Annotated in this window: 5 protein-coding genes; 3 read left to right on the top strand and 2 right to left on the bottom strand. The window is 65.6% G+C overall.

The window, feature by feature from the left end; genetic code table 11:
* Positions 1 to 268: 268 nt before the first annotated feature.
* Positions 269 to 535, bottom strand: a complete 267-nt coding sequence (locus ACLV8F_RS24590; RefSeq protein ID WP_411886819.1) for a hypothetical protein — start codon at positions 533 to 535, stop codon at positions 269 to 271.
* A 133-nt stretch (positions 536 to 668) separates the two neighbouring features.
* The gene (locus tag ACLV8F_RS24585) at positions 669 to 1,523 is read right to left on the bottom strand and encodes a LysR family transcriptional regulator (protein WP_411886818.1); all 855 of its coding nucleotides are present in this window, start codon (positions 1,521 to 1,523) and stop codon (positions 669 to 671) included.
* A gap of 103 nt (positions 1,524 to 1,626) precedes the next feature.
* On the opposite strand from ACLV8F_RS24585, the gene ACLV8F_RS24580 reads away from it, so the two are divergent.
* The 3 genes from ACLV8F_RS24580 to ACLV8F_RS24570 form a co-directional block, all read left to right on the top strand.
* A complete protein-coding gene (locus ACLV8F_RS24580; RefSeq protein ID WP_411886817.1) occupies positions 1,627 to 2,646 on the top strand; it encodes a zinc-dependent alcohol dehydrogenase family protein in 1,020 nt (339 codons plus the stop codon).
* Between the two features lie 33 nt (positions 2,647 to 2,679).
* On the top strand, positions 2,680 to 3,075 hold the full coding sequence (locus tag ACLV8F_RS24575) for a hypothetical protein (RefSeq protein ID WP_411886816.1): 396 nt from the start codon (positions 2,680 to 2,682) through the stop codon (positions 3,073 to 3,075).
* 470 nt (positions 3,076 to 3,545) lie between these two features.
* Positions 3,546 to 5,950: autotransporter-associated beta strand repeat-containing protein (locus ACLV8F_RS24570; RefSeq protein WP_411886815.1), on the top strand; the 2,405-nt coding region annotated here is incomplete at its 3' end.

The raw sequence follows: 5,950 nt of genomic DNA, 5'->3' as shown, positions 1-5,950 counted from the left end.
CTGGTGCCGGGCCCAGCTGACCGAAATTTTCCCCACTGGAGCCCTTTGAACAGGGGCTGGACTGACAGCATGACCGCTTTGATGAAGTGACCCCCGTGGCATTGCGACTGGCGACAATGCAAAGGTGGGATTGGGCAGTTCTTTCATGGTTAACTCCTTGTTTCCTTGTGTCTCAACAACTTCGGCAATAGGCCGATTTCGACAATCTCAGCAACTCGCGGCGTATTTCCGCCACCCGTAAAAAAGCCCCAAAAAGGGGCTTCGACACTCAATCACCAGTGGCCAGCGAAACCGCCGCCTTGCCACGCCGCCCGAGGCCGGCCATCAACGCGGGCCCGTTCGACAGCCCTTCAAGCCAGGGCCGGGTGCCGGCCTTGAAGCGCAGGCCGCCCGGGCTGTTGGCAAGTGCCTGTGCCGTGCAGCGCAAAATGCGCAGGCACTGCTTGTTCAGGTCCTGGATGCCGGCGCCCAGGCCTTGGGGCTGGCGGGCCTGGAGTGAATGGCATCCCATCGGGTGCTCTGTCATGCTGGTCATGACGTGATTCTGGGAGAGGGGGGTGACGCGTTCGTGTCAGTTCAATGGCAGTTGTGTGACAGGAAAACAATGCGCAAAAGGCGTGGCGGCGCAGCCACAGCAGCATCCCCCAGGGCGAGGGATTTTTCGGGGATCAGGCCGCGGGGATGGCCTCGACCGTGAACTCAAGCAGCCGGCGCAGGCGGGCCAGGCGCCGCAAATCCTGGTGAAAGCCCACCCACACGTCGCGGCCGGGCGGCGCTTCACCAAGGTCGGCGCGCACCAGACCGGGCGCATGGTCGCCCAGTTGCACCGGCAGCACGGCCCAGCCGCGCCCGGCCACGCACATCGCCGCCTGCACTTCGCGGTTGTTGCTGCGCATCACGGTGTGGGCATTCGGCAGCATGCGCTGCAGCCAGCGCACGTCGGGCATGCTGCTGAAGGCGCTGTTCATGGTGATGAGCGGCGTGCCCTGCCCGTCGCCCGCCCACGGTTTTTCCAGCTGCGACGCGCCGTACACCGCGTAGTGGATGGTGGTGAGGCGCCGCTGCACCACGTCGCTTTCCTCAAACGGCCGGATGCGAAACACCAGGTCCGCTTCGCGGCGCGCCAGGCTCAGCAGCCGCGACTCGGTGATCAGGTCAATGCTCACGCGCGGATGTTTCTCCTGGAATCGCGCGAAGACCGGCGCCAGCACATGCAACCCGAACCAGTCCGATGCGGAAACGCGCAGCAAACCCTCCAGTTCGGTTTCGCCCCCTTCCAGCGTCCGCTCAAACGCCAGCGCTTCCTGCTCCATGCGCTCGGCGGTGGACATGACCGAAGCGCCCTCGTCGGTCAGCACAAAGCCTTCGCTGCTGCGCTGGAACAACGCGACGCCCAGCTTCTCTTCAAAGGCGCGAAGGCGGCGCCCCATGGTGGGCTGCGTCTGGCCGAGCGCATTCGCCGCCCCGCCCAAAGAGCCCGCCCTGGCAATGGCCAGAAACACCTTGATGTCGTCCCAATCCATGGTCTCATCATACAAAAACGCATGTAATCCGTGCAGGTTTTGCAGTTCTCATTCGATTTTGTTTGGACGAAACTGAACGCATCGTTCACTCAAGGAGCTTCAGATGACTGTTCTTCAAACTGTTCCCACCACCATGCAAGCCATGGCCGTCGAGGCCGCGGGCGGCGATTTTGTCTTGAAAGAATTGCCCGTGCCGGCGCCGCAACCGGGTCAGGTCCTGGTGCGCATCGTGGCCAGCGGCGTCAACCCGCTGGACACCAAAATCCGCGCCGGGCAGGCGGCCCACGCGCAGCAGCCTTTGCCGGCGGTCCTGGGCCTCGACTTGGCCGGCGTGGTGGTCGCCGTGGGCGCGGGTGTAAGCAATTTCCGCCCCGGCGACAAGGTCTACGGCGCGGCCGGCGGCGTGGGCGGGCTGCAAGGCACGCTGGCCCAATACGCAGCAGTGGATGCGCGCCTGCTCGCGCTCAAGCCGAAAAACCTCACGATGCGCGAGGCGGCCGCCCTCCCGCTGGCCGCCATCACGGCCTGGGAAGGCCTGGTGGACCGCGCCTGTGTCGGCCAGGGCGACAAGGTACTGGTGCATGGCGGCGCCGGCGGTGTGGGCCACATCGCCGTACAGCTGGCGCGCGCCCGCGGCGCCGACGTGTTCACCACCGTCGCCAAAGAACAGTTCGGCATCGCCCAACGCTTTGGCGCCGTGCCGATCGACTACCAGGCCAGCAGCGTCGACGACTACGTCGCGCGCCACACCGGCGGCGGCGGCTTTGACGTCGTCTTCGACACGGTGGGCGGCACAACGCTGGACGCCTCCTTCAGCGCCGCGCGCCGCTACGGCGGCCACGTGCTCAGCATCCTCGGCTGGGGCACGCACAAACTCGCACCGCTGTCCTTCCGCTCGGCGACCTACTCGGGCGTGTTCACCCTGTACCCGATGATTTCAGGCCAGGGCCGCGAGCATCACGGCGACATCCTGCGCGAGGTCGCCAAGCTCGTGGAGGCCGGCCGGCTCACACCTTTGGTCGACAGCCAGCGCTTTGATTTGGGCTCTGCGCTGGCGGCCCACCAGCGGGTTGAATCGGGCGCGGCACAAGGGAAGGTGGTGGTGGACGTTGCCGCGGGATAAACGCCGTAGGAGATCGCCGACTTTCTCTTGCGAATGCGGCGCGCAAAACGGCTGCGTGCGGCGAGTTATTTTCAGCGCTCAAGCATCAACTCTCACGCAGCCAAGGAGAACCGACATGCCACCCAAAGGCGACAAATCTGCCTAGAGCGGCAAACAAAACGCAAGGCCGAACATATTGAGGAAGGCTACGAGGACCGCGGCGTCGGCAAGAAAGAAGCCGAAAGCCGCGCCTGGGCCACCGTGAACAAGGAAAGCGGTGGCGGAGAAAAGTCCGGCTCGGGGCGCGGTAAGGCAGAGAACCACTCATCGTCCCGCAAAGGCGGACGCGCGGGCGGCGCTGCAGCTGCATCGCGCACGCCCGCTGAACGTTCTGCCTCGGCGAAGAAGGCCGCGGCTACGCGCAAGCGCAACGCCGCTTCGGGTAAGTAGGCAAACAAGCCGGCCGGAAAAAACGCCGGATGACGAGTCAGTCAACGGTGTAGCGCCGTCGGGCGAGCCATGGTGCGCTTGCTACAGTTTTAATAACTAACAACCCATGTTCTGCCTGGGCGAATGGCAATTTGACGTCAAGGGGCGAAGCGTAGTCGCTGGTTCGACTGCCTCTTTGTAGTCAAAACGTGCTATTCCCCAAGGAGAACGGGGACGGTATAGTGCGCGCCATGCGGCGAATCCGGCTGCACACGAAGTCAAACAATAAATTCCCGGAGGGGTTCAAGATGACCGATTACATGCGTAAGCGCAACGCAGGTGCTGGGAACGCACGCCTGCTGGTCTTGTCAAGCGGCGCGGGCCGTCCTGTCTTGCGGGGCGAAGGACCGGTGACGGCGTCTTGCTTCGCTCCGTCCAGGCCTTACCGGCACGCAAGTGCATCTCCGCGGATCAAACGCATCTCGCTGCTGGTGAGCCGGGCCCTGGCACTGGGGGCAGGCGCGTTTTTGTCGCCGCTGGCCAGTTGGGCGGGAAACGTCGATGTGGCAGCAGGGACTGGTCTGGCGGCTACCCTGGGCAATGCGGCCAGCGGCGACACCGTCACGCTCACGACCAACAACGGCACGTACACAACGAATATCGTCAATATCCGGTCGGCCACCTTGCAGCTCGGTGCCGGCGTCACTTCGGCAAGGATCACCGGCAATTTGAACAACTCCACGATGGAGCCCGTCTCAGGGGGACCTCAAACGTTGACGGTGCAGGTCAATGGCGGCCAAACCCTGCAGATGGAAACCACGCTGCGCGACAATAACGCGAACATCCTGAGCGTGACAAAAACCGGCACCGGCACGCTCAATCTTCAACGAAACGCCAGTACGGTGTCCAGTTATTCGGGTGCCACGACCATCTCTGCGGGCACGCTGCGATTGACCGGGCTAAACGCCATCGGTGATTCCAGCGCCGTTTTCGTTGCGACGGGCGCCACCTTCGACCTCAATGGTTCAACCGAAACCGTCGGCAACCTGTCAGGCGAGGGAGCTGTCACGCTGGGCGCCGGTGCGTTGACCCTCAACCAGTCGACGGCCAGCACGTTTTCCGGTGTCATGTCCGGGTCGGGCTCCCTGACCAAGGCCGGCGCAGGCACGCTCACGCTCACTGGCGCGAACAATTACAGCGGCGGCACGACCGTCAACGCGGGCGTGCTCACCGGCACGACGAGCAGCCTGCAGGGCGCCATTGTCAACAACGCCGCCCTAAACTTCGACCAGGCGACCTCGGGCAACTATGCCGGCGCGATCAGCGGTACGGGCACCCTGACCAAGGACGGCACCGGCACCGTGACGCTGTCAGGCGTGAACAGCTATGGCGGCGGCACCACGGTGAACGCAGGCACGCTGCGCGCAGGCGCAGCCGGCGCCTTCATGACAGGCACGAGCTACACGGTCAACGACGGCACGCTGGACCTCAACGGTTTCAACCTCAGTGCCTCGGCGTTCCAGGGCTCGGGCGGCACCGTCAACCTGGGCAGCGCAACCCTCACCCTGACCCAGGCGGGCAACAGCAGCTACGCCGGCGCCATCACCGGCACGGGGGCATTGGTCAAAACCGGCGCCGGCACCCTCACGCTGTCAGGCGTGAACAGCTATGGCGGCGGCACGACCGTGAACGCCGGCGTGCTCGCCGGCACCACCAGCAGCCTGCAGGGCGCGATTGTCAACAACGCCGCGGTCCACTTCGACCAGACAGGTTCTGGCAGCTATGCCGGCGCGATGAGCGGTACGGGCACGCTGACAAAGGCCGGCAGCGGCACCGTGGCGCTCACCGGCGTCAACGCCTACACCGGCGCCACCAGCATCAATGCGGGCACGCTGGCGGTCAACGGCTCCATCACCTCGCCGGTCACTGTCAACAACGGCGGCACCCTGGGCGGCAGCGGAACCATCAACGGCGCCGTGAGCGCCGCAAGCGGCGGCGTCCTGGCACCGGGCAACTCCATAGGCACGCTGACCGTGAACGGCCAGCTGAACTTTGCGCCCGGTTCCATCTACCGCGTCGAGGTCGACCCGGCCGGCAACGCCGACCGCATCAACGTGACCGGCGCGCCCGGCACGGCAAGCCTGGGCGGCGCCACGGTGGACGTGCAGGCCAGCGCGGGCAGCTACCAGGCCAACACGCGCTACACCCTTCTCAACGCCACCGGCGGCGTGACCGGCACCTTCGGCGCAGTCACGTCCAACCTCGCCTTCCTGACACCCTCGCTGGCTTACGACGCGAAGAATGTGTTTCTCTCGCTGGCGCGTAACCAGGTCAGCTTTGCCGATGCAGGCGCCACGCCCAACCAGCGGGCCGCCGCGGCGACGCTGCAGGCCAGCGCGGCGGGCGCAACAGGCGACCTGGCGACAGTGATCAACGCCGTCACCGGCCTGTCCGTGTCCCAGGCGCAAGCGGCGTTTGAATCCGCGGGCGGCGCCTCCCTGGTCGCCCTGCACCACGCCAGCGCCGCTTTTGCAGGCGGCTTTGGCCAGCAGATCCAGCGCCGCATGGAGGCCGGAACGCCCGGCGCCGGGCTCGGACAGGCGGCGACCTTTGGCGCACCGCTGCTGCTGGCTGCAAACCAGTGGCAGACCGATGGTGAGGTCGTGGCCCAGGCGGGCATGGGCGCAGCGCTGGACAGCGCGCAGCGGGTCGCCCAGCGCGGCTTCTGGATGCGTGCTTATGGTGCGGAAAACCATACCGACAGCGACGGCAATGCCGTGGGCAACCGCCTGCGCGGGAGCGGCCTGTCCCTGGGCGTGGACACCGAACTGCGCGAAGGCCTGGTGCTTGGTGCCGCGCTGACCAGCGGTGATTCGCGCGTTTCTTTCAGCAGCCA

It is taken from the genome of Polaromonas sp. YR568 (assembly GCF_943369675.1).
Taxonomy (GTDB): domain Bacteria; phylum Pseudomonadota; class Gammaproteobacteria; order Burkholderiales; family Burkholderiaceae_C; genus Polaromonas.
This window is presented reverse-complemented; position numbering and strand designations above follow the sequence as displayed.